This is a genomic window from Shewanella hanedai, from assembly GCF_007197645.1.
Lineage (GTDB): Bacteria > Pseudomonadota > Gammaproteobacteria > Enterobacterales > Shewanellaceae > Shewanella > Shewanella hanedai.
The window spans coordinates 152,310-175,397 of record NZ_VKGK01000010.1 but is presented as its reverse complement, the minus strand read 5'-3'; the positions used below and the strand labels follow the sequence as shown (position 1 = coordinate 175,397).

The following is a 23,088-nucleotide window of genomic DNA, read 5'->3' as shown; positions in this document are numbered from 1 at the left end:
AATTTGATCACCAAATGCCATGAATGTTCCTCACTATTTCACCTATCTCATTATTTATTCATCTCTTTTTGTGGGGATTCGTCAGACTCTGAGTAGATCAACTTCTTATACTGATTGGTATTACAGCCCTTGTTGATATTGGGCATTGGTTGATAGTTCAACCATGGTATTAAGCTGTGATATCGCATCAGCTTCGCCGCTAAGCAGCAGCTCAAAATGCTCGACCAGTTGAACCTTATCCAGCTTAGCTTTAGAGCCTGAGCCAATATCGGTTAAGTCGATAAAGAACTCATCAAATAGGCTAGAGAAATCCTTAATCACATCCACATTTAAGAACTGCTCATCGTTATAGATACTCGGGTAGCCGCCTTTTTGCTTATCCACGGCAAAAGAGATCCCTTTGACGTTAGTGATTGTGGTAGCTTTTTCACACTTGAGCATACAGCCATCTTCGATACTAGGCTTGTTACAGCCAACAGTCTGCTGAAAGAAGCACTGCCTGCTCGTCATCATCAAGATGGGATGATAGATGCTATAGAGCAATTTGAATCCGGCTGGACGTTTGATATTACGCATCTGCATCCGATTAATCTCGTTGGAGATAAACGCGCCAGAACAGTTGAGCTCCTCTTGCATAGTCATCAGAGCGTAAGAGTTAGTGGTGTTTAAAAAGGGACCGGCTATCCAGTCGATATTCATCTCGAAAGCCTTGTATGCCACGCCCGTGTTATTGGTTACGATGCGCTGAGGCTTAACTTGTTCGAGTATCCTTACCGCTTCGAGATAGTCTTTACCAATCAATACTGCTGGAAACCAAGGGATGAACCTAGGGTTGCGCTGCAGTAGTTCGATAAACTTATTGCAGCCCTTCTTAAAGCTCTCGGGCAGTTTAAAGTAAATGTCAGCCTCTGTGATATCGCACAGGTGGGCATCTTTCTCATCACTGATAAGCAGAGACAACTTGGGTTGTTCATCAATTTTGTCAGCTTGTGCTAGCACGGGCAATTCGACGGGGGCTATCACTTCTACTGAGTCATTGAGTAAGAAAGCGAGTCTATTTTTAAGGGCGGTTAACTCCTTAAATGGAATACTGAGCCCTTCAGATAGCTGGCTAAAATCATAGTCTTGAATGGCATAATCTGAATCATTAAAACTTCTGAAGCGTTTTTCAAGTGCAGCAGGATCCAGAGCCGACTTATCTGAGCACTGTAAGCTTGAATCCGATGTTATGACAAACTCGTTGAACTGTGAGTCTTGTTCTGGCTGATTTGACACCGCTTCAACATTAGCTTTGATGGTGAACGGCAACCCCTCTTGGCCTAAGAAAGTCAGGGTAAGTGGCATCTTATTAATATTGAGAAACTGGATTTTTTGCTCCAGTGTCGCCCCTAGCTCATTTTTATCAGCCCTAAGGTTTTGTCTAACCTCTTGGATCTGGACGACCGAGATGGCATTTTTTTGCTCAACTGCATGGTTAACACTGTTATCGCGTGGGTTATCGATAAACATGCCTTTGGTCAGGTTGCCTTTGAGGAACGAGTTGGTAAAGTCTCGGTTGAACACCTTATAGAGGTTTGAGTCATCGTCGAGTAACTTGCCGGTATCGACAAACTGGTTTATCTGTTTACGCCAGCTATCAACCACGGTGTAGACGTAATGGGCGCCTTTAATACGTCCTTCAATTTTGAGGGAATCCACTTTAGCCTCAACCAGTTCTGGGAGATCAAAATAAGCAGAGTTGTCCTTAAGATTCAATGGGTATTTATTGCCCGCAGCTGTCTCTTCATATTCATCACGGCATGCTTGGCTACAGCGTCCTCGGTTACCCGAGTTACCGACACTAACAGAGCTTGAGTAGCATTGACCTGAGAACGCGATACATAAAGAACCATGGACAAATACTTCGGTCAGCATGTGGTGCTGGTGGGCAAGAGCAGTTAACGAGGTGATCTCACCTAAGTTAAGTTCACGAGATAAGTTAACCCGTGAGGCGCCAATCTTACTCAGAAAATGGATCTGACCTTCGTTATGCGTAGTCAGCTGCGTCGATGCGTGGATATCAAGTGTCGGAAAGTGCTTTTTAACTAGGTTAAACAAGCCTAAATCTTGAACAATAATGCCATCGAGGCTGGTATTCACTAACTGGTTTAGCAGCTTAAATAGGGCGGGAAGCTCCTGTTCTAATATCACCACATTGATGGTAAGGAACACTTCACAATCATATTGGTGAGCAAGTCTGAGTATGCCACAGAGTTCATCAAAGGAGAGGTTAGCGGCGCGGTTACGGGCATTAAACGTATCCAGTCCACAATAGACAGCGTTCGCACCAGCAACAATTGCTGCTTTGATCGCTTCAACATCACCACCCGGTGCTAATAACTCAATTTTTCTACTCATCTCAGACTAACTCACTCTGTTATTCGATTAATATTTTTGAGGGGCGATCTTACCTGCATCTATAGCTCATTGCCATTTATTAGGCATAGGTCAAATTAACGCTGTTCTCAGGAGAGTAGACTTGCACGTCAAATTTTGCGCTTTAGCGCTATTTCACTCATGAAGAACCCAATAAATATAGAGAGTTATGATGAAAACTAGTGCAAGAGGATTTACATTAATTGAGTTAGTGGTTGTGATTATTATATTGGGGATCTTAGCGGTTGTTGTATTGCCTAAATTTATAAACTTACAAGGCGATGCGAGAAAGGCCGCAATGGATGGTCAGTTCTCAGCGTTTGAAAATGCGGTCAAGCTCTATCATTCTGGTTGGCTAACTGAGGGGAATACGGGAGCTATCGATAAACTGTCTAGTTTTGGAGCGGGAGATGTTGCATCTAGCCCTGAAGGTTATCCCTACTCTACATCAGGGATCAGTAATGGTACCAATGGTGAGACGTTTATGGCGTGCGAGCAGTTATGGCATGGCATCACCAATACTGACTTTACCATCGCCCATGTCGTAGATGCAGACCTGATGACTTCAGATGTCGATATTGCCTACACCTATGGGACTGATCGATGTGTCTACCGTGATCTGTACTTTATTCAACGTGGCGAGAAAACTCAGGTGATGGAATACACGTTTACTACAGGTGAAGTGGTCGTTAACTCTGCTTTTTACGGTGCTGATGGGTCGACTGGCCCTTAGTCGCTTCTCTTGTCCTCACCATGCTGTCAATGTAAATCAATCCAATATTTTTGGATTGATTTAGCTACGTATTAGGCGATGGACCGTTTGGTTTCACTACCCCCATACTGAGCTCCTGAAGCCATTCAAGGCGTGCAGATCCTCCTGGGTCACTCCATTGATAACCTCACTTTTGATGATATCCCTTCCGTTGATGACTGCTATCATGGCGTCATGATTTGCCGTGAAAAATGGGGCAAGCGTATTTTATGCTGGCATGAATATCCAAGATAAAGTAGATTTTGAAATGGAAGTCGTGAGTCAATAATAAGAAAATACTAAGGGGACGAAATGAAAGAGATAGTCAGGATTAATCATGTGGGTTTGAGAGTGAACAATTTAGCGGTGACCCGCGCTTTTTATGAAAAGCTGGGGTTTGAGTTTATTGTCGGCCCTATTGGCCCAGAGCCGGTTGCCGTGATGGAGCATCCATGCGGGATAAACATTAACTTTATTCTGAATGGTTCAGAGAGTGAAGTGCAAAATGTGTTGATGGATTTACCAGAGAAACACACAGGCTTTACACATATCGCACTTGAGATAACCGATATTGATGCGGTGCAGCAACACCTAGCCGAATTAGGCTTTGCTGTTACTGAAGGTCCAATTACAGTACCGAGCGGCGCGATGTTTATCTTTATCAGAGACCCTGACAGTAATGTGATTGAGTTTCATCAACCAGCCAAGAATGGATAACACGTGACTATTTGTGTTGCTTGTTGAAATATTCAATAAGCGTACGGTAGCCTAGTACGATTAAATGTAGAGCGAGAAGACTGGTAAAAGCGGTGCAAAAAAACAGTAGAGCGATGGAGTTGATCTGTTTCGGGCTGTCGGCATAAAGTAACCACCAGAGAGGCCAACTGATAAGCGACAGCACGGTGAGCTGCCACATACAGGTTTTACAACGGCCTATTTTTTGTCGGAAAATCGTGCTGTTACAGTTTTTACAGGTCATATTTTTTCTGTTTGTTTAACCAAACCCAATCAAAGCTTAAACGAAAATCCAGCCAATACTAAACAGTGTACTGAATATCATCGTCAGCTTAGCGGTTTGTCCCAGTAAAGGGTTGAGCTCGGCACCAGAGGTATGACTGAATTCATTGTTAAGTTTACGCGCAAACACTAATGACAAACCCGCCAGTAAAACAGGTAAACCAGGAAGGAACCCAAGTAGAAACCCTGCAATGATCACGGCGAAAGGGAGAAAGACAAACGCTTGATAAAAGAGTCTCGCTTGTCCTAGCCCAATACGGATCGCGAGAGTCTTTTTACCTGCTTTAATGTCCGTTTTCATGTCACGGGTATTATTGACTAACATAATCGCGGCATTGAGAAAGCCTATCGCGCTGCCTAATAACCAGGCTGAGGTGCTGGCAGCCCCCGCTTGAAGATAGTAACTACCAACCACAGCGACCAAGCCAAAGAAAACGAATGCGGCTACTTCACCCAAGCCATGAGAAGCAAGGGGATAAGGTCCACCACTGTAACCTAGCGCGCCAAATATGGCAGCAACTGCGAGTAAGGCTATTGGCCAACCACCATGGTTAATTAACAATAAGCCCACCAAAAATGCAAGCACCAGACTAAGTATCATGGCATTGCGCACTTTCGTTGGTGACAGGAGCCCACTTTGGGTTACACGAAGCGGGCCCAAGCGTTCCTCGGTATCAACACCACTTTTAAAGTCAAAATAATCATTCGCTAAGTTAACGGCTATTTGTAATAGCACCGCACATAACATAGAGATACAGGCGATAACTAGGCTAAATTGCTCCAGCTGAAGTGCCAATATGTTACCCACTAAAAGTGGCCCAATAGCGGCAGGCAAAGTGCGAGGCCGTATGGCCAATATCCAAGGATTCATTTAATTAATCGATATATTAATAAGAGTGAACAGGGGCGTAACGCCATTCAAATAGCCATACATTATACCTATTCATTAGGGCTAAGTCATGCGGCGTTATTTGACAAGGAATTAAAACGTTTCTTGTTGAAATTATATGCAATTTTGTTATCTCGCTCAAAGTAAATTCCCATCAGATATGGTTTTATAATGGTGCTAACTAAAAACAAAAACGCCCGTTATCGGTGTGTCGAACACTGTTATGATCCGAGAGTATGGATTGAGGTGATGTTGTCATTTGAACTATTCAATGAGGAAAAGTATCGATGCGTTTTGATCATCAAGTTGCAGTGATTACTGGAGCAGGGACAGGGTTAGGGCGAGCTTATGCGCTAGCGTTAGCTGAGCGTGGAGCTAAAGTTGCTCTTATTGATGCTTGCTCGCTAGATGAATGCCAAGTGAGCCAAAAAGGAAGCACAGCAAACCTATCGTCATGCTACAAAACGATTAAAGAGCTGGGGGCCTCAGCTGTTATGTTCGAGCTCGATGTCCGGGATCGTGACGGTGTCACTCGGGTGGTCAATGAGATTGCCGCTTTATGGGGCCACATTGATATCTTGGTCAATAATGCTGGCGTTCATCATTCTTGTACGTTTGATCACTTAACCGTCGAGATGTGGCAGGAACAGCTTGATGTGGATCTCAATGGCAGCTTCTATATGACCAAGGCAGTTTGGAGTTTGATGAAGCACCGTGGTTACGGCAGGATCATGATGAGCTGCGGTGTGAGTGCGCTTTATGGCGATATGCATGAGACCTCCTATGGTGCCAGTAAGATGGCCTTAATAGGATTAGTTAACAGTCTGCATATGGAGGGCGCTGAACATAATATCAAGGTTAACAGTTTGACCCCTCATGCACTCACTTCGATGACAAAAGACAGGTTGGCATCGTCGGTTAAACCGCTATTTTCTATCTCATCCATTACAGCAGCTATGTTGTTTCTTTGTAGTACAGAAGCGCCATCGGGCCAGCATTTACTTACTGCAGCGGGCAGTGTGAGCCACGGGCAATTTGCCGAGTTTAAACCTATGTATTTCCAATCTGATTGTTGTAAACCTGAAGCGTTACTTTCAGGTTGGGAGCAGCTGCATCATGCCAAGCCGATAATTTTGCACAATAGTGGTGAAGATCAAGTGCTGGCTTGGGCACGTCGTGGTGCATCTGAACACCATATAAGAATTGAATAACTGTAATCGTGTAAACTTTATCCTTTGGGGAATTCAAGGTCACTTCATATTGGCAAAGCCCTAGCCTAAAACCCGATATCTGAGTTAAGCTATTAGGTCGATTATTTGAGGAATTAAGAGGTCGAATGAGTCAGGTATTGGATGATCTATTATCGTTGCTTTCACTTGAGCAGATAGAAGTTGGTTTATTTCGAGGGCAAAGTCAGGATATCGGCTTAGGTCATGTGTTTGGCGGTCAGGTCATGGGTCAAGCGCTCAGTGCGGCTAAACAGACCGTTTCCCCGACACGGCAAGTTCATTCTTTTCACTCCTATTTTTTACGAGCTGGTGATGATAAGTTGCCCATTATCTATGATGTTGAAATCATGCGTGATGGTGGCAGTTTCAGTGCTAGGCGAGTAAAGGCGATTCAGAAAGGGTGTCCTATTTTCTACATGACCTGTTCATTTCAGGAACATGAAGAGGGATTTGAGCATCAATCTTTGATGCCAGATGTGCCGGGGCCGGATGGCTTATTGAATCAGCAAGAACTCGCGATGACCTTAAGGGACAAAGTCCCGTCTAAAATGCTTGAAAAGTTTATGGCTGACGCGCCGATCGAGATGCGATTAGTCGAGCCGCAAAGTTTATTGCATCCTGAGCCTAGAGAAGCGAAACAACACATTTGGATCCGCGCCAATGGTTACGTACCTACTGGCCACTCGGTTCATGAATATTTGCTAGCTTATGCATCGGACTTTAACTTTTTAGTGACGGCCACTCAGCCACATGGCGTGTCATTTTTAACGCCAGGAATGCGCTTAGCGACAATCGATCACGCAATGTGGTTCCATCGTCCACTGGATCTGAATGACTGGATACTCTATAGCAATGATAGCCCCAATGCCTGTGGTGGTCGAGGTTTTGTTAAGGGAGAATTCTTTAATCAACAAGGTCAGCTGCTTGCTTCGGCAACTCAGGAAGGCTTGATCAGAATGAAGAATGACAAGCATAAAGCGAAATGAGTAAAAGGGAACGTAACATGATTAAATTGATAAAAAGTTCAGTACTGCTTCTTTGCCTGTTCCTGACTGCATGTGTCACAGTACAAGAAGACCAGCCTATTATTGTTAATGGTGCTGCAGGGTACTTAGAGAGAATCGCGCTGCCTCAAGGGTGTTCAATTAATATTGCGATTGTGGATTTAGACACACGTGGGGTGATATTAGCCCAGAAGAATTTTGACATTGCACGTGCTCCAGTGCCTTTTAAGTTTATTCTTCCAGCTGATACGGTAAAAAGTAATGCTAATTATGCGGTGGTGGCGATGATCCGCTATCAGGGGCAGGTCATCTTCCAGACCTATGACCAATTTCCAGTGATCAACAATGGTAAATTCACCACCGAGGTCATGATGAAGGCCGTACCGGGCAAGTAAATCCCATATCAAATATAAGGAGCTTCGACTCCTTTTTTCATGTTATACCGACAGGTATTAGACAAGATGAAACAAGTTGAAAGTGATAGTCATATCTTAATGTCTAATGAAGAACGGCTTAAGGGCTGGATACGACAGGATCCAGTGAGAATGCGCGCTTTACAGCTAGTTCAAACCCTTAACCTTCCTCAAGGCTTTATTGCTGCGGGTTTTGTTAGGAATCTGGTGTGGGACAAACTTCACGGAATTGAATTGAACAGGCCACTTGCTGATATTGACGTCATCTATTTTAATCCCAACGACATTTCAGAGACTGCAGACCAAGCCTATGAGCTTGAGCTAAGAGAGCTTGCACCTGAGTTACCTTGGTCAGTTAAAAATCAAGCTAGGATGCACATTCGTAATGGTGATGCTCCCTATCTGTCCTCATTGGATGCCATGGGTTATTGGCCTGAGCAGGAGACTGCAGTGGCAGTGAGTATTGATCCGCTAATAGATTCTACTGATAATTTCTCAACAATAAATATCAATTGTCATGCCGTTTTTGGTATTGAGAAATTGTTTAATCTAACACTAAGTCCTAATAGAAATAGATCCCTTGCCTTATTTGAAAAGCGGTTGAAGGAGAAAGGTTGGTTGGACAGATATGCAAAATTGACAGTGCAACGTTGAAAACTTTGACTAATCTTAATCGCTATTAATTATCATCTATTTATTACAATATCTGAGTTAGAAAGTTTTATCGACTACGAAAGTATGGTGACTTACTTAATACGTTTTTTTACAATCGCTTACAGGATGCCTGGGAGAGGTAAAAGTCTACTTTTTCTAACTGTGAGAGCGATTCTTTAAAGTTATATGTTGGTGTATTTTTTTGTAAAATACTCTCAATTAGTTCATTTCACATCCATGTGAAAATAATAACTAAGGTGAGTATTTTCAGACTCAATGTTGTCTTATCTCAGAGCCTTAATTAACGGTTCAATGATCCTTGGTAACACGCCTTGAAGCTTGGAAATAGCAATACCATAGTTGGTGATTGGAACATTTCGGCGTTGACACTCGCGGATCCTTCTTAGCATTTCAGTGCGATTGAACATGCACGCACCACAATGTACGACCAGTGAATATTCCTCTAAATTTTCAGGGAAGTCATGTCCGCTGAATACGTCAAAGGTTATCTCTTTACCGCTGAAATGTCGGATCCAATTGGGTAATTTGACTCGGCCTATATCGTCAATTTGAAGATTATGACTACAAGCTTCGCAAATTAAGATTTTACAGCCGTCATGTAAGCTATCTAAGGCATTTGCTCCTTCAACCATGGGGGCTAAATCGCCTTTGAAGCGAGCAAAGAGCGTCGAAAATGTGGTTAAGGCTATAGTGTCGGGAACTAGACTATCGACTTGCTTAATCACTTGTGCATCAGAGATAATTAGAGCAGGTGGCGAAGCAAGAAGAGATAAAACTTGGGTTAGTTGTGATTCTTTTACTACGGTTGCAATGCAATTATTGTCTAAAGCTTCTCTCAAAACTTGAACTTGGGGTAGGATGAGTCGTCCTTTAGGAGCTGCAGTGTCTATGGGAACCACACATAAGATATGTTCTCCTTCGCGGTATAGATCTGCGGCTAGCGGGGGGGGGATTTTAAGGCTTTCAGGAATCAGTTCAGTAACGATCCGCTTGAGTTCTTTACTACCCAGTTCTTTAATTGCTGATACGGCAATGAAAGGGAGCTTTTTTTGTCGACAAAAGCTGATATCTTCAGCTTTTGGCATACAGATATCGACTTTGTTAAACACCGTTAAGAAAGGGAGGTTTAATGCCGTCATTTTTTCTATCAGTGCAAACTCATCATCATTCAGCCCCTGATCATCAGTGATTAATAGTGCTATATCAGCACGGTAAAGCACATGGTTTGTGGCTTTGACTCTTTGTTCTCCAAGTTTCCCGACGTCATCAATACCAGCTGTATCAAAAAATGTCACAGGCCCAAGAGGGAGTAACTCGTAAGCTTTAGCAACTGCATCGGTAGTTGTCCCTTTAATATCAGAAACGATAGCAACGTGTTGGCCAACTAGCATATTAAGTAACGATGATTTTCCTACGTTACGTCGTCCAACTATCGCAATTTGATACCGCATTCCTCTAGGAGCGATTTGCTCTTGGTTGGTTTCAGGGTTAACACCTTGGCACATATTGATTCCTTTTTGAGTCACCACGACTAGGATTGGGTTTTAAGCCATGGTGTTGGATTTTTTTGAATATTAAAGCTATGCGTTGTTGCATTTGACATGTTGCAGAGTTTTTACCCGGATATATGTTGTAGCGGGCATAGACATGGGCTGGTGTAAAAGAGGGCATGACTACGTTGCAGCCTCGTATTAAGGCAAGTTCTCTTGCACCAGGCTCAATAACATCTAATGAGCTTGTTGCTGGAATATGTGCGCCAGGATTCAATAGTCGTAAAATAGCGCTGACTCTATGGCTTTTGAGTACGCTTCCATTTGAATGTTGAGCAAAAGGTGTTTGGCTATGTGCTACAAAAGGGCCACATGCCAACATGTCGAGTCCCATACTAGAAAGTTTTAAGATATCATTAGCAAGAATTTCATCGCTCATTCCCGGTAAGTCGGTAATAACTCCGGATCCAGTTTGATAACCTAGAGATTGAATGTACGACAGGCGCGTTAATCGTTCATCAAAGTTGGCATTAGGCCTACATTGTCTAAATAGTCGTCTATTAAAGGTTTCCATTTTTAGTAAGTATCGATCAGCCCCAGCTTCGCGCCAAAGTTTGAGCTCTTGGTGTTTACGATCACCTAGCGATAATGTGATGGCCAAATTGTGACGGTCTTTAATCGTGCGAATAAGTTCAGCGATGGTCTCTGCTCGATATTGCCAATCATCTCCAGATTGCAGCACGACTGTCTCTATACCTAATAGTGCTACTTCATCGACAGCATCAAGAATTTCGGTGGTTGAAAGTCGATAACGTTCAACTTTTCGATTGCTACTGCGAAGCCCACAATAGTGACAGTTATGGCGGCAATTATTTGAAAACTCAACAATACCGCGAATGAATACTTGATTATTGAAGACTTGCTGGCTAACTAGTTTGGCTTGGTCAAATAACCAAGGATCTTGTGTTCCGTTGAGTAGTTCAATAATCTGTTTCTCGCTAAAATCAACGGGCTGGAATGAGTGACTAGTACAAATCATTGATGTTCTTCTTTAATGATTGGAGTCATCGAACGGGTTTTATGTATACTCAATAGCTTAGATTGACGACATTCCTCCACATAACGACTTATAGCTAACGGCCAATCTCCAGATAGATCTGATGGTAGGCCGTGCTGATACCAAGTTTGCAGATCTCCGGATTTAAGCCCTAGTGACAAACACTCAATCTGTATCCACATTCCTTGAGCTGAGGTTAAACTGCTATGAGCGTATTGACCGACAAATAATGTGTCACCAATAATTAAAATAGGTTGTAATGGTAGAGTTTGAGTGAAAACTTGGTTCACTTGCTGTGGAAACTCAAAGGCGAGACTTTTACTCCATCGGTTAGAGTTTGAGAACATGGAAAGCACTGATTTTCTAGTCATTTGAGGTCGTAAGATTGAGATAAACTCGTCTCGCCAATGTCTGTTGGGTTGTAATTCGATAATCTCGAGATGTTGCAAACTACCATCAACCAACTTCGTACGGATAAATTTTCCAACTTCAGAATGGATAAAATTGCTATAAACTGCAGCATGCAAAACGAGTGTATTTGCACTTTTTATTGCCGTTATTAGTGCCTGGGTATCCAGGCCTGCCGAAGGGCGTATCGCATTAATTGACATTGAGTCACTTATCTTTAGTAAAGTATTAAGTTAATCAGCTTAGAGGCTAGATTAAAGGTAGATATCTCGCTCACCAGCTTCGGTTTTAGCTAAACAATTACGGACATTACGTTCTCTAGCAGGGCTCATTGCTGTTAACTCCCGTTCAATTAATGCGGTACCTACTGCTTGGGTTTTAGGCCCTGCATAATCATTTAAGTATTCTTTAAAAGTTATCAGTGCATTGGGTTGGCAAAATTTACCGATAAATTGTTTTTTGGCCAAACCGATAAAATGATCACCAGTGCGGCCTTTACGGTAACAGCCGGTACAAAAGGATGGGATAGCATTCGACTCTGTAACGAGTTCGTAAATAATCTCATCCATTGAACGGTGATCGCCAAGGCTAAATTGCTCAGCATCAAACTGTTCTTGCGACTCATCTTGGTAGCCACCAGGTGCCGTACGGCTACCTGCACTGATCTGTGATACACCAAGTTCTAATAATTCTTTTCTTAAGCCTGCACTTTCACGGGTACTCATGATTAGGCCTGTATAGGGGACTGCTAAACGAGTAATAGCGACTAAGCGCTTAAAGCATGCGTCATCGACTTCATAGGGTGGTTTTTCACTGAGTTCGGATCCATGAGCGGGTTCTATCCGAGGGAATGAAATGGTATGGGGTCCTATGCCACAAATTGTTTCTAACTGGGCGACATGAGTTAACATCGCTAGTAACTCAAAACGGTGATCATATAAGCCGAATAAGGCACCAATACCAACATCATCAATGTTGGCTTCCATTGCTCTGTGCATTGCATAAAGACGATATAGATAGTCTTTTTTCTTACCTTTTAGGTGAACACTTTCGTATGTAGCTTGGTGATATGTTTCCTGGAAACACTGGTAAGTTCCAATTTCTGCAGTTTTTAGAATTTTGAAATCACTCACACTCATTGGTGCACAATTCACGTTAATTCGGCGGATTTCACCACCTTTGTCATCTTTAACGCTATACATGGTACGGATGCTATCAACAATCGCATTAACATTATTACGAGGGTGTTCGCCATATACGGCTAGAATCCGTTTATGTCCCATGGCTTCTAAAATAGACACTTCTTTTCGAATTTCTTCTTGCTTCAATGTCTTACGCTTCAGTGCATGATTATCAGCGTTAAAGCCGCAATAGCTACAGCTATTGGCACAATGATTAGAGACGTAAAGTGGTGCAAACAATACGATACGATTACCGTAAATGGTATTTTTGATCTCTCTGGCCACTGTAAATAATTCGTCATCTAATTGTTTATTTTGGTTCTGTAATAACAAAGCTGTTTCTTCAATGCTAAGACCTTGGCATTGCCGGGCTTTATCTAAGACTTGACGCACTTGTTCTGCAGAAGGGCTGGCAGCATTGTTAATTGCAGCCCAAATAGCCTGTTCATCGATAAAGCTCTTTTTAGCATCGTAGCTAGCAATGGAAATAGAATGTTCTTGTGTGGTCATAATAGATAAAACTCTAGTTGGTATGGTAATCAAAAACAGCAGTTACCAAAGAGCAGCTGCTGAATTTTCATTGAAAGGTAGATGGAATCTGCTTACTTATTGCGTTGTTGATTTGCTGTCACAGGAACGATTTCTTGCTCAACCCATAACGGCGTGTATTCAGCGGCATCGTGATAAGGCACATTACCGTGGACCATCATTGCTTTGAAGTCATCAAATCGATAGACGGCTAGAAATAAATGCACGGGTAAGAATGCCGTTAGAATTAAGCCTGAAACTAAATGGATTTGGCCCAGTATCCATACTAGATCGCGTGGTGCGACATGTGGTGCTAACCATATGACTAACCCTGATAGTATTAATAGAGTGCCGCCGATGAGCACGCAGACGCCAAATAGTTTTTGACCTGAGTTGTACTTGTTCATTGGTGGTACAGGTACTTTTTTACCCAATAAAAATTTCTGTGGATAACCGCCTAAAACCATGAACCATTTCACATCGCGCTCAGATAAACTAAAGACGCGTGCGATAAATAGCACTACGCGATCAAAAGCCATCAAAGTGAAAGCGAGTGCATCTAACCCCATAACAACACCAGCAATAATGTGAATGTCGTAGGTTAGTTGCATACCACTTTGAGATAAGGGCTTGAAGAAAAGTAGAAGCCCTGTAACTGCTAAGGGTAAAAAGCTCAGTAATAAAATATAGTGAAACACTCTTACGTTTAGTGGGTGTTTTTGAATAGGTCTAATGTCATGCTGGTTATGATGCATTGTCATATTTCCCTTAAGAGTTCAGCTTGGTGCGATCTACAAAATTGGTGTGCAGAAGCTCATGGGACATATGCCCTAGAGGTTGACCACCAAACTCTTTATAGTATTTTTCAACCGCTGGATTAGCATGGCTTACACGCAACTTAGCGATGGTATCGTCTTTATATAAACCTGCACTACGGGCTTTGATGTAGTCGTTTCGTTTGATTATTTTATTGCCAAACCAGCCAACAGGAATCGCTATTACAGCGATAAAAGCACTGCCGATTGCCATAAACTTACGACGAGAGATAAAAAAGCTATCTTCAGCAAAAACATGCTTTTTGTTATTCATGGTGATGTTCCTTATTTTAGATATTGCCAATCCAAGATGATCCATTCCCGTCAATAGGCTGACCGCCGCCGTTGACACAACCACCAGCGCAGTTCATTACTTCAATGAAATGGTATGGTGAGATACCTGCCATGACATCACGTAATATAGGTTCGACGTTATTACCCATATCATGGACAACAGCGACATTAAGGGTGACATTCTGAGATAGTTCTTTATCAAATAAGGTTACCGATGCCGCTTTTACACCTGCTAAACCTCGTACAGGTTCAAATTCAAGTTTGGCCATTTCCTCCCCGGTTAACACTTTGTGCGCCGTACGAAGTGCAGCTTCCATTACGCCACCAGTTGTGCCGAAAATAGTGCCTGCGCCAGTGTATTCAGAGAATAAGCTATCGCCTTCAAATTCAGCTGTATTTGCTAGATCGATATCAAGCAGATGAAGTAATTGCGCCATTTCTCGTGTGGTTAGTACGGCATCAACATCTTGATAGCTAGGTACATTAGCCCCTTGATCTTGATGGTATTTCCAGGCTGAATTGAACTCTGGACGAGATGCTTCTAGCTTTTTGGAGGTACAGGGCATTACAGCAACAGTGAAAATGTTTTCTGGTTGCATGTTATAAACTTTTGCGCCGTAGGTTTTGGCTACGGTGCCCGCCATTTGCTGAGGGGATTTAGCTGTGGAAAGATGTGGGAGTAAGCTTGGGTAGTTTGTTTCAAGATAACGCACCCAGCCTGGACAGCAAGAAGTGAATTGAGGTAACGCTCCTGCATTAGATTTTTCCTGCACGTTTGCATGTAAGCGATGAATGAACTCACTGCCTTCCTCCATAATGGTAAGGTCTGCAGCAAAATTACAATCAAAAATCTTGAAACCAGCTTGATTCATTGCACCGTATAACTTACCCGTTACTAACTCACCAGCACTTAAACCAAACTCTTCTCCTATAGCAACACGCACTGCGGGTGCGATAATCCCTACGACTTTAACGTCTTTATTCGCGAGCTTTTCAATCACGGTTTTAAGGGCTGAATGCGTTTCAGTAATCGCCCCAAAAGGGCAGTTGATTAAACACTGGCCACAACTCAAGCATTTTTCTTTGTTAATTGAATGTACCGCCCCTGAGGCGCCTTCAATAGCATTAGTAGGGCAAAATTTAAGGCAAGCATCACAACCTTTACATTTAGATGCCTGTATCTCAATCAGCCCCTGGATCTCACCGGGTTGATAGGTGGTGACAGTCATAGCGTTTCGCGTTCCTTATTATTAGCCACGGGTTAGTGACTTTATTAAACTCAGCTCTAGTTGGCTTTATTTTAAGTATTGTTTTAAGGTCGGAGAATATAAATTAAATATATTCATTAAAATGCTTCATTGATCAAATTATTGAGATGATTACAATTTTAAAAATCATGATTTATTGTTTAATAGCTAGGGCTAGCTAAATTTCCTATCATTATTTCTGTGAAGGAGGTGCGTGTTTTTTAATTAAAAATAGACGTTTAAAAAATATTAAGCCTTTGTTTTTAATTGCAATAGTTCTATTTTTACGGTGGGTCATTTTGGGTTGCTTTGTCGTTATGGTTGTTTTTGTCCATTAATGAATGTGAAGAATTAGGTCGTTGGTTTATTTTGGAGTTTTTAGAGGTGAACCTGGTAACGGATATGCTTATTTGAGTATCTCATTATTTAGGCTTTGCTTTTTCATGATTGATAAGGAGGTGCTTATTGAGCTTATTCATAATTAGCGCCTCCTTTATAAGTTATCTCTTTGCAATAAAACTTGTTACCAGATTGATTTAATTTATTTGTTAATTTTTTAAAATAACGTCCTTATATTTTATTGATCTGATGATTTACTGTGCTTGTGGGTTATAATTATTGGCTGATGGGTTTTTATGGGGTGTTTATATTTAATTATGAGTGCAAAGTGAATAGCGTATTATCTACTTAATTTAATTAATTCTTGCTGTTGGATATATGATTAATAGTCATTAATTATATATTTATTATATGTAATAATATACTATTGATATATTGCAAGTAAGCAATTCACCTCTACAGTAAATTATTGCTTTAACCAATAAATAGTTAAATATAAGAATGCTTGATATTATTTTCGATCGCTTATTAAGGGGGGGCGCTGACACGTCTTCTTATCTCTAGTTTACTCCGATTAATTTCATGTACTTTTGTCTAATACTTAACAGCTTATTCTAAATTTAAAAAATACCAAAGTTCGCTGGATGATGTACGGTCGATAACAACCATATAAAGCTAGTTCCGTTGACTGCTTTGAAATATTGGACAAGATTAAGGTTGGCAACCTGTTACTGATGAGATCCCACTTGGCAGGTTGATTAATGATCGAAGTGTGCACTGCTCACATCTTTTAAAGCTGCAATATCAATATGTGTTTTATTTTCATGATCAAGATCGATTAACGCTATATCTAATTGGGTGTCTACCACTTAACTTGATGTGGATCAATAAATTACCACTAAAAATCTGGCAGGATGCGTGCAAATGTAAGGGATTTGATAATAATAACGACATTTCATGTTGTGTTGATGGAGTTGTATGATGAAAAAAAATATCGTGTCTGGTTTAGTCGCTGCTGTCCTTCTTTCTGCTGGTTTTACCGCCTCAGTATCTGCTCATCAAGCCGGTGATATTATTGTACGTGCAGGTGCGGTTATGGTTGCACCAAACGAGTCTAGCCCTGTTGTTGCTAATATCGCTGAGTTTGAAGTAAGCAATAATACGCAGCTTGGGTTGAATTTTGGTTATATGTTGACTGATAACATTGGTATTGAACTATTAGCGGCTACGCCTTTTAGTCACGATATCTCATTAGGTGCGCTCGGAAAGATAGCAGAGACTAAGCAGTTACCACCCACCTTAGTTGCTCAGTACTACTTTGGCTCATCTGACTCTAAGCTTCGTCCCTATATTGGTGCGGGTGTTAACTTCACCAACTTCTTCGATAATGAATTTAATCAAGGTGCTAAAGATGCAGGTCTTTCAGATCTGAGCCTTTCGAATTCTTGGGGGGTTGCGGCTCAGGTGGGGATTGATTATCAAGTGAATAAAAACTGGCTAGTGAATGCGTCAGTTTGGTATGCACAGATAAGCACAGACGTTAACTTTAACTTAGGCGCTGATGCCGTAAAAGTTGAAACTGATATTGACCCATGGGTTTATATGGTGAGCATTGGTTATATTTTCTAAATTGAAGTGTTAATAGTAATTCGTTAACTAAAAAGGAGCCGAAGGCTCCTTTTTAGTTTTAGTCTTTTCGAAACTCGTCGCTACTTCTTCCCTTCAGCTTTTGCAGCCAGACGTTCAGCCTTAGTGCGCCAGTGACGTGTGTTATAAACAAATTCCGGCAATAGTTTCGTTAACCAAGCCACCAGACGCCAACGCTTGGTGACGTAAACTCGGCGTTTACCTGCTTTCATCGCTTTAATAATTTGACGGGCAACCTCACTTGGCGGTGACAACCATATTCTGCTTTTCTGCATGGCAGCTTTATCAAGTAAACCTAACTGCAGATCTGTGATGGTGATTGGCAGCTTTAATCGTTGAGCATGCATACTCAGGCCGTCAAGGTAGTTGCTCGCGAACGCTTTAGAAGCGTGGTAGGCCACGCTTGGACCGCCGCGTAGACCTGCGATGGAGTTGATGGCAGCAAGTTGGCCATAACCTTGCTCTTTGAACAAGCGAAAGCTGGTATTGCAGATAGCAGCAAAGCCTTGGACATTAACCGTGATGATATCTTGTTCTGGTAACCATGGAAGCGCTGAGTTATAGCTGTTCTGTCCAGTATTAACCAAGACTAGGTGAGCACCGCCGATGGATTGCCACACGCTTTCAATGGTTGAGATGATTGCGGAAGGCTCTGAAATATTTAACGGAAACAGGTGTACCGGGTTTGGCAAACTGTCACAGAAGTTCTTGAGTGAGTCAGGATCTTGTGCAAGCAGTGCAAGTTCAACACCTTGTTCTGAGAGTTGTTTTGCTATCTCACGACTCAGAAGTGAGTTGGCACCCACGATAATGGCTGTGGCTTGTGTCATTAGGCTATTCGACTTGTAAAGGGTAGCTTATGATAGGGAGATATCTTAATAAGGACAAGGTGCAAGCGCAGTAAGTGCGGAGTAAACTACGCAAGTTAAATAGCTTTATAGATCAAGCTAACATTTATATTGAATTTTAAAACGTAGACATATAGACATCTAGACATCTTGATGTATGATTGGGAGTAATAATGTATGAAAAAGTGGTTAAAGTCAGTTTCACCTTTAATGATGGCAGTTGGGCTTATTTCGGTTGGCGTGTTATCTGGTTGTGCAACCCCAAATGCTGGAGTTGAGATCCAAGGAGAGGTTTGGTTTAAAGAGCGCATGGCTCTGCCACCAGAAGCGATGTTGACAGTGCAGGTCAAAGACGTGTCTTTAATGGATGCCCCTGCGGTCGTGATTGCTGAAATAGAGAGAGGCGATGTTACTACGCCTGCACCGTTTCAATTTATCATTAATCGTGATCAATTTGAAAAAGGGCACACGTATGCCGTTGGTGCTCGCATTAGCCTGAATGGCCAATTGATGTTTATCAACACGCAAGCATACAAGATAGATTTAGAGTCGAGTGAGCCTATGTCGGTTTTGGTTCAGAAGGTCGGTCGTTAATTAACGCTTCAATGTTAAAACGCGCCTTGAACTTAGATTGATGGGGTTAATTCGTTAAGAGTTAATTCATTTACAAGGAAGAGGCGCGGTATGCCGGTTAAAATTCCCGATGATCTGCCAGCAGCAGAGATTTTAGAATCTGAAAATATTTTCGTTATGTCCGAAACTCGGGCGGCTAATCAAGATATTCGCCCAATGAAAGTGCTTATCTTGAATTTGATGCCGAATAAAATTGAAACGGAAACCCAGTTACTCAGACTGTTGGGAAATACGCCGCTGCAAGTGGATGTGGATCTGCTCAGGATCCACGATAAGGAGTCAAAGCATACTTCTATCGACCACATGAATAACTTCTATCGTGATTTTGAGGCTGTACGACAAAAAAATTATGATGGCTTGATTATCACAGGTGCCCCGTTAGGGCAGGTTGAATTTGAAGATGTCAGTTACTGGGACAACATTCGCGATATTATCGATTGGTCACAGCAACATGTCACCTCGGTGCTATTTTTGTGTTGGGCTGCCCATGCGGCTCTATTCCACTTATACGGTTTAAACAGAAAATTATTAAACAAGAAGCGTTCAGGCGTGTTTGTTCATAGCCGTACCAGTCAACACTTTCCTCTGCTAAGAGGTTTTGATGATGAATTTCTTGCCCCTCACTCACGTTTTGCTGAGATGGATGTGGATGAGCTAAAAGCGCACCCGTCACTCGAAGTTCTCACCCAATCCGATACCGCTGGTGCCTATATGGTATTGAGCACCAATAATCGTAACTTGTTTGTAATGGGTCATCCAGAATATCAAAAGATGACGCTCAAAGATGAGTATTTCCGAGATCTCGAGCAAGGCCTTGAGCCTGATGTACCACTGAATTACTTTAGAGATGATAACCCTGAGTGTGAGGCGGTCGCGCGCTGGCACGGTCACGGTAGTTTGCTGGTCAGTAATTGGCTTAACTACTACGTTTATCAGCTAACGCCATACAATCTCGATGATATGATCGGTATTAGCGAAAGCTAGTCGCTATGGTTAGGGACATCAAAAAGCCGATAACCACCAAGTCAGTTGTAAATACAGCACTCTATGACTGTAAACGTATATCGACAGTGACATCCATGATACAGGTCGAAATGTGACAAGTTACGGGCTAAAAATACGAGCCATTAACCGGAGCTATGACAGCACGGTTGGCGCGATTAAAATTTATCGTTAAACAGTCATGCCGCAATAAAAATGATTCAATAACACTTCAAAGCGCCTATCTAGGCGCTTTTTTCATCTATTTACTTCTCTAACGCTGTAAATTTTGAGTGACAACTGTAGGCTAATACTTTGGTAGATGTTTGCGTAATGTCGCTTGCTTTACGTTAGCGTAAACGTCATGGTGATGGTATGTTAATACTTAAGTGATATGACAACTTAATATTTTAAGCGAAAACCAAGGTTTTGCTGAAATAAGATAACAAAGACGGAGTGGAAAATGAGTACAGAGCAATTAAGCCAAGAGATCGTGATTGTAGCCGCTAAAAGAACGCCTATGGGAGGCTTTCAGGGCGCCTTGTCGACTGTTCCCTCTCCTAAATTAGCTGCAACTGCCATTAAAGGTTTGATGGCACAAACTGGTGTTTCTGCCGATGCAGTAGACGAAGTATTGATGGGTTGTGTACTTCCGGCGGGTGTGGGTCAGGCGCCAGCTCGTCAAGCGACATTAGGCGCAGGTTTGCCTCTTTCTGTTGGTGCGACGACAGTGAATAAAGTTTGTGGCTCAGGCATGAAAACCGTCATGTTAGCCCATGATCTGATTAAAGCTGGCAGCGCTGACATCGTTATCGCGGGTGGAATGGAGAGCATGAGTCAGGCACCTTATTTATTAGATAAAGCACGCGGCGGAATGCGGATGGGTCACGGAAAAGTGATGGACCATATGTTCCTCGATGGGCTTGAAGATGCCTACACTGGTGGCGCGATGGGCACATTCGCTCAAAAGACAGCAGATGATTTTAAACTGACCCGCGAACAGATGGATGCTTTCTCTTTGAGCTCGCTTGAAAAAGCCAATAAGGCGATTGAAACTGGTGCATTTGATAATGAGATATCACCCGTGACGGTTGAAAGTCGTCGAGGCGATACGCTGGTTGAGATTGATGAGCAACCTGGTAATGCACGTCCGGATAAGATCCCAACACTGCGTCCAGCCTTTACTAAAGATGGCACCATTACAGCGGCGAACTCTAGTTCTATCTCTGACGGTGCAGCAGCCCTGATGTTAATGACGGCTCAGCAGGCTAACGTACTTGGTTTGCCTATTTTAGCCACGATTAAAGGCCATACGACTCACGCTCAGGAGCCTGAAATGTTCACTACCGCGCCGGTTGGCGCGATGAAAAAGCTGTTTGAAAAAGTGAACTGGAGTAAGGATGACGTCGATCTGTTTGAGATCAATGAAGCCTTTGCCATGGTGACCATGTTGGCTATTTCTGAGCTTTCTCTTGATGCGGATAAAGTAAATGTTAACGGTGGTGCGTGCGCCATTGGTCATCCGATAGGGTGTTCAGGCGCCCGTTTATTGGTGACGTTAATTCATGCACTTCATGCGCGTGGTCTAAAGCGTGGTGTGGCGTCACTGTGTATCGGTGGTGGTGAAGCAACTGCAATGGCGATAGAGATTTAAATTGTATCTTAACTTCAGTACCTACAAGTTTAATGGGAAGCAATATGACAACTCAGGTGAAGCACTATATCGATGGTCAGTTTATTGAAGGCCAGGGACAGCAGAAAATTTCGGTGACCAATCCGGCGAATAACCAAGCCATTGCTGTGGTCAATGCCGCAACAGTTTCAGAGGTTGAAACCGCGGTAGCCAGTGCTAAGCAGGCGTTTAAAAGTTGGAAAGAGGTGCCTGTATCTGAACGTGCCCGTGTGATGTTTAAGTATCAACATCTGCTTAAGGCGCACCATGATGAGCTTGCAACGATTCTGGCGCAAGAGACAGGCAAGACGTTTGATGATGCAAAAGGCGATGTGTGGCGCGGTATTGAAGTCGCTGAACACGCTTGTAATATTGCGACCTTGATGATGGGTGAAACCGTTGAAAACGTAGCTCGCAGCATCGATACCTACAGTTACACACAGCCCCTTGGCGTGTGTGCGGGGATCACCCCGTTTAATTTTCCTGCGATGATCCCATTGTGGATGTTCCCGTTGTCAATTGCCTGCGGTAACACCTTTGTACTTAAGCCTTCAGAGCAAGATCCTATGACGCCACAACGTCTGGTGGAACTGTTTGAAGAAGCCGGTGCACCTAAAGGCGTACTTCAGCTTGTCCACGGTGACAAGGTTGCTGTGGATGTGTTGCTTAACCATAAAGATATCAAAGCGATCTCTTTTGTCGGCTCTGTTGGTGTTGGTCAATATATTTATAAAACCGGTACCGATAACTTAAAGCGAGTGCAGGCGTTTGCCGGTGCTAAAAATCACTGTGTCATCATGCCTGATTCTAATAAGCAGCAAGTGATTAATAACTTGGTTGGTGCTTCTGTTGGCGCGGCGGGTCAACGTTGTATGGCGTTGTCGGTGGCGATTTTTGTCGGTGCGGCTAAAGAGTGGATCCCAGAGCTTAGAGACGCGATAGCTAAGGTTAAACCAGGCCTTTGGGATGACAAAGAGGCAGGCTATGGCCCTGTAATTAGCCCAGCAGCGAAAGCACGTGTTTTGTCACTCATTGAGCAAGGAAAAGCGGAAGGCGCTGAGTGCGTACTCGATGGCTCAGGCTTTACCGTAGCGGGCTATGAGTCTGGCAACTGGGTTGGACCGACCATGTTCACCAAGGTCACAACTGAGATGAGCATCTATAAAGAGGAGATTTTCGGACCTGTGCTTTGTTGTATGGAAGCCGACACCTTGGAAGAAGCGATTGAAGTGGTCAATAACAGCCCATACGGAAATGGAACTTCTATTTTCACAGCCAGTGGCGCCGTTGCGCGTAAGTATCAACATGAAATCGAAGTGGGTCAGGTGGGGATCAATGTGCCTATTCCTGTGCCGTTGCCATTTTTCTCCTTTACTGGTTGGAAAGGCAGCTTCTATGGCGATCAACATGCCTATGGTAAGCAAGCAGTGCGTTTCTATACGGAAACCAAGACCATTACAGCTCGCTGGTTTGAATCTCAAATATCCGATGTTGAGCACGCAGCACCTAATATGACCATAGACTTGAAATAAGCTTTTAAAGACAAGTAAACAGT

At 42.8% G+C, this 23,088-nt stretch carries 22 protein-coding genes; 11 read left to right on the top strand and 11 right to left on the bottom strand.

All coding sequences use genetic code 11. The features are described from left to right. Nucleotides 1–120 precede the first annotated feature (120 nt). A complete protein-coding gene (locus FN961_RS10520) occupies nucleotides 121–2,397 on the bottom strand; it encodes a peptidase U32 family protein (protein ID WP_144040135.1) in 2,277 nt (758 codons plus the stop codon). A gap of 187 nt (nucleotides 2,398–2,584) precedes the next feature. Here FN961_RS10520 and FN961_RS10515 point away from each other — a divergent pair, with 187 nt between their 5' ends. Beyond that, nucleotides 2,585–3,148, top strand: a complete 564-nt coding sequence (locus FN961_RS10515) for a type II secretion system protein (protein WP_280525053.1) — start codon at nucleotides 2,585–2,587, stop codon at nucleotides 3,146–3,148. Nucleotides 3,149–3,478: 330 nt separating this feature from the next. Beyond that, nucleotides 3,479–3,883 (top strand): VOC family protein, encoded by a 405-nt coding sequence (locus FN961_RS10510; RefSeq protein ID WP_144040134.1) that lies wholly within the window; start codon nucleotides 3,479–3,481, stop codon nucleotides 3,881–3,883. Between the two features lie 7 nt (nucleotides 3,884–3,890). Here FN961_RS10510 and FN961_RS10505 read toward each other — a convergent pair whose 3' ends face one another. Continuing rightward, nucleotides 3,891–4,145 (bottom strand): DUF3624 domain-containing protein, encoded by a 255-nt coding sequence (locus FN961_RS10505; RefSeq protein WP_144040133.1) that lies wholly within the window; start codon nucleotides 4,143–4,145, stop codon nucleotides 3,891–3,893. A gap of 36 nt (nucleotides 4,146–4,181) precedes the next feature. Further along, a complete protein-coding gene (locus tag FN961_RS10500) occupies nucleotides 4,182–5,054 on the bottom strand; it encodes a 1,4-dihydroxy-2-naphthoate polyprenyltransferase (protein ID WP_144040132.1) in 873 nt (290 codons plus the stop codon). Nucleotides 5,055–5,359: 305 nt separating this feature from the next. Here FN961_RS10500 and FN961_RS10495 point away from each other — a divergent pair, with 305 nt between their 5' ends. The 4 genes from FN961_RS10495 to FN961_RS10480 all read left to right on the top strand — a co-directional run bounded on the left by FN961_RS10495 (nucleotide 5,360) and on the right by FN961_RS10480 (nucleotide 8,372). Then, the gene (locus FN961_RS10495) at nucleotides 5,360–6,283 is read left to right on the top strand and encodes an SDR family NAD(P)-dependent oxidoreductase (RefSeq protein ID WP_144040131.1); all 924 of its coding nucleotides are present in this window, start codon (nucleotides 5,360–5,362) and stop codon (nucleotides 6,281–6,283) included. Nucleotides 6,284–6,408: 125 nt separating this feature from the next. Beyond that, nucleotides 6,409–7,287, top strand: coding sequence for an acyl-CoA thioesterase II (tesB, locus tag FN961_RS10490; RefSeq protein ID WP_144040130.1), 879 nt, complete (start codon nucleotides 6,409–6,411; stop codon nucleotides 7,285–7,287). Nucleotides 7,288–7,304: 17 nt separating this feature from the next. After that, complete coding sequence (locus FN961_RS10485) at nucleotides 7,305–7,700, top strand: YbaY family lipoprotein (protein WP_144040129.1); 396 nt, start codon at nucleotides 7,305–7,307, stop codon at nucleotides 7,698–7,700. A gap of 66 nt (nucleotides 7,701–7,766) precedes the next feature. Next, nucleotides 7,767–8,372: a nucleotidyltransferase family protein gene (locus FN961_RS10480; protein ID WP_221936114.1), complete on the top strand. Its 606-nt coding sequence runs from the start codon at nucleotides 7,767–7,769 to the stop codon at nucleotides 8,370–8,372. Between the two features lie 284 nt (nucleotides 8,373–8,656). Here the strand turns inward: FN961_RS10480 and hydF are convergent, their stop codons facing one another. From hydF to hydA, 7 genes are all read right to left on the bottom strand, one after another. Continuing rightward, complete coding sequence (gene hydF, locus FN961_RS10475) at nucleotides 8,657–9,898, bottom strand: [FeFe] hydrogenase H-cluster maturation GTPase HydF (RefSeq protein WP_144040128.1); 1,242 nt, start codon at nucleotides 9,896–9,898, stop codon at nucleotides 8,657–8,659. Further along, nucleotides 9,882–10,922, bottom strand: coding sequence for a [FeFe] hydrogenase H-cluster radical SAM maturase HydE (gene hydE / locus FN961_RS10470; RefSeq protein ID WP_144040127.1), 1,041 nt, complete (start codon nucleotides 10,920–10,922; stop codon nucleotides 9,882–9,884). The genes hydF and hydE overlap by 17 nt, the downstream gene beginning before the upstream one ends. Then, a complete protein-coding gene (locus FN961_RS10465) occupies nucleotides 10,919–11,551 on the bottom strand; it encodes a hypothetical protein (protein ID WP_144040126.1) in 633 nt (210 codons plus the stop codon). The genes hydE and FN961_RS10465 overlap by 4 nt, the downstream gene beginning before the upstream one ends. A gap of 51 nt (nucleotides 11,552–11,602) precedes the next feature. Then, nucleotides 11,603–13,039, bottom strand: coding sequence for a [FeFe] hydrogenase H-cluster radical SAM maturase HydG (gene hydG / locus FN961_RS10460; protein WP_229814656.1), 1,437 nt, complete (start codon nucleotides 13,037–13,039; stop codon nucleotides 11,603–11,605). Between the two features lie 92 nt (nucleotides 13,040–13,131). Then, on the bottom strand, nucleotides 13,132–13,812 hold the full coding sequence (locus tag FN961_RS10455; RefSeq protein WP_144040125.1) for a cytochrome b/b6 domain-containing protein: 681 nt from the start codon (nucleotides 13,810–13,812) through the stop codon (nucleotides 13,132–13,134). A 13-nt stretch (nucleotides 13,813–13,825) separates the two neighbouring features. Next, nucleotides 13,826–14,146 (bottom strand): iron hydrogenase small subunit, encoded by a 321-nt coding sequence (locus tag FN961_RS10450; RefSeq protein WP_144040124.1) that lies wholly within the window; start codon nucleotides 14,144–14,146, stop codon nucleotides 13,826–13,828. Nucleotides 14,147–14,162: 16 nt separating this feature from the next. Beyond that, entirely contained in the window at nucleotides 14,163–15,395 is a 1,233-nt protein-coding gene (gene hydA / locus FN961_RS10445) for an iron hydrogenase large subunit HydA (protein WP_144040123.1), read from the bottom strand. Between the two features lie 1,335 nt (nucleotides 15,396–16,730). On the opposite strand from hydA, the gene ompW reads away from it, so the two are divergent. Further along, a complete protein-coding gene (gene ompW, locus FN961_RS10440; protein WP_185972770.1) occupies nucleotides 16,731–17,381 on the top strand; it encodes an outer membrane protein OmpW in 651 nt (216 codons plus the stop codon). A gap of 80 nt (nucleotides 17,382–17,461) precedes the next feature. Here ompW and FN961_RS10435 read toward each other — a convergent pair whose 3' ends face one another. After that, on the bottom strand, nucleotides 17,462–18,229 hold the full coding sequence (locus FN961_RS10435) for an SDR family NAD(P)-dependent oxidoreductase (RefSeq protein ID WP_144040122.1): 768 nt from the start codon (nucleotides 18,227–18,229) through the stop codon (nucleotides 17,462–17,464). A 195-nt stretch (nucleotides 18,230–18,424) separates the two neighbouring features. Between FN961_RS10435 and FN961_RS10430 the strand changes: the two genes are divergently transcribed. The 4 genes from FN961_RS10430 (at nucleotide 18,425) to FN961_RS10415 (ending at nucleotide 23,065) form a co-directional block, all read left to right on the top strand. Next, entirely contained in the window at nucleotides 18,425–18,841 is a 417-nt protein-coding gene (locus FN961_RS10430; RefSeq protein ID WP_144040121.1) for a YbaY family lipoprotein, read from the top strand. Nucleotides 18,842–18,931: 90 nt separating this feature from the next. Beyond that, a complete protein-coding gene (gene metA, locus FN961_RS10425) occupies nucleotides 18,932–19,864 on the top strand; it encodes a homoserine O-acetyltransferase MetA (protein WP_144040120.1) in 933 nt (310 codons plus the stop codon). Between the two features lie 460 nt (nucleotides 19,865–20,324). After that, nucleotides 20,325–21,515, top strand: coding sequence for a thiolase family protein (locus tag FN961_RS10420; protein ID WP_144040119.1), 1,191 nt, complete (start codon nucleotides 20,325–20,327; stop codon nucleotides 21,513–21,515). Between the two features lie 44 nt (nucleotides 21,516–21,559). Then, entirely contained in the window at nucleotides 21,560–23,065 is a 1,506-nt protein-coding gene (locus FN961_RS10415; protein WP_144040118.1) for a CoA-acylating methylmalonate-semialdehyde dehydrogenase, read from the top strand. Nucleotides 23,066–23,088: the final 23 nt, after the last annotated feature.